Source organism: Actinoplanes sp. NPDC048791, from assembly GCF_040650095.1.
Lineage (GTDB): Bacteria > Actinomycetota > Actinomycetes > Mycobacteriales > Micromonosporaceae > Actinoplanes.
In genome coordinates, this window is sequence record NZ_JBEZGQ010001597.1 from 1 (window position 1) to 1,327 (window position 1,327).

1 protein-coding gene and 1 pseudogene are annotated in these 1,327 nt (G+C 75.1%); both read left to right on the forward strand.

Annotated features, from left to right (window positions below):
* Positions 1-741 (forward strand): annotated as a pseudogene (locus AB0C29_RS48820) (hypothetical protein); the annotation flags it as partial.
* Positions 738-1,327, forward strand: a 590-nt coding sequence (locus AB0C29_RS48825; protein WP_360835253.1) for a hypothetical protein, incomplete at its 3' end; no start/stop codon positions are given. The pseudogene AB0C29_RS48820 and the gene AB0C29_RS48825, both read left to right, overlap by 4 nt.

Below are 1,327 nucleotides of genomic sequence, written 5' to 3' on the forward strand. Positions count from 1 at the left end.
GCGGGCGCGACCCTGACCGACGTGCCGGCGACGGCCGCGGCGGCGGCATTCCCGGGCCGCGAAGCGTTGTACGTGGCCCTGCCCCAGCAGCCGGCCGGGAAACCGGTCCCCCGCTACGGACCGGCGCTCGCGGCGAGCTTCCCGGACACCCCGATCGTGGTGATGTACGGCTCGTGGATCGAGTACGACGGTCCGGACGCCGCCGGGTTCGCCGAGCTGACCACGGCCACGTACTACGGGCGGTTCGGTGATCTGCTCAGCCGGTCGGCGTACCCGCAGCGGGCGGTGCTGGCCACGTACCTGGACCGGGTCGCCGATGTGCGCTACTCGGGGCTGTTCGACCGGCCGCTGCCGTACCGTCCGCTCGACCCGGTCCGGGTCGCCCTGCCCGCCCTGCCGTGGTTGTTCACCGCCTGCGTCGTCGCCTTCCTGCTGCTGTCGGCGCGGTCCGTGCGCCGGCCCGCCCCGGCTGCGCCGAGCCTGGGCACGCCGGCCCGGCTGGCCGGCCTGACCGGGCTGGCCGTCGAGATGTCGGCGCTGACCTCCCGGACCAGTGACCCGGCGCTGACCCGCGGCATCCCCAAGCTGCTGGCGGCCCGCGACGCCCTCGCCGGGAACCTGCCGGACCCGCACGTCCGCGAGCTGCTCGACGACGCCGAGGCCGAGCTCGACGAGGCGGCCCGGCTGCTGCCCTTCGACGGCTACCGCCCCGGCGACTACCTGCGACGGAGGCCGGCGTGAGCAGACGAGTCACGCCGTTCGGGCTGGCCGTGGTGGCCTGCCTGATCCTGGCCGGCTGGGCGCTTTGGTCCGGCGGCATCCTGGACGGGCCGATCCCCCGGCAGGTCCGCTCGTCGTCGGTCTACGCGGACCCCGGCATCAACCTGGACCGCCCGGCCGCGCAGCGGGTGATCGGCAACCGCCGGCTCGTCGTGATCATGCTGGCGCCCGGCACGGACGACCTGCGGCAGGGCTGCGACGCCGCCCGGCAGGCGGCCAAGGGCACGCTGGTGCTGGTGCTGAGCCGGCAGGACGACGAGTACGACACGTACGGCTGCGCGCTGCTGCCCGGCGTCGACGACAAGAACTTCGGCAAGGCCGCGGTGGCCGAGACGACGATCGGCTCGGGCATCGACGGGTTCGCCGACCGGCCGCTGGAAGCGCTGAAGGTGGTCGCCGTCAACTACGACGGGCTGGTCAAGGCCGGGGTGGTGCCCGACGGCGCGCGGACCATCAGCCCGTCGCTGCCGCGCTATCTGATCGCGGCGGCGGCGATCGCGGCGGTCCTGCTGGGCGCGGCCGGGCTGTACGTCGCCGGGCGCCGGGC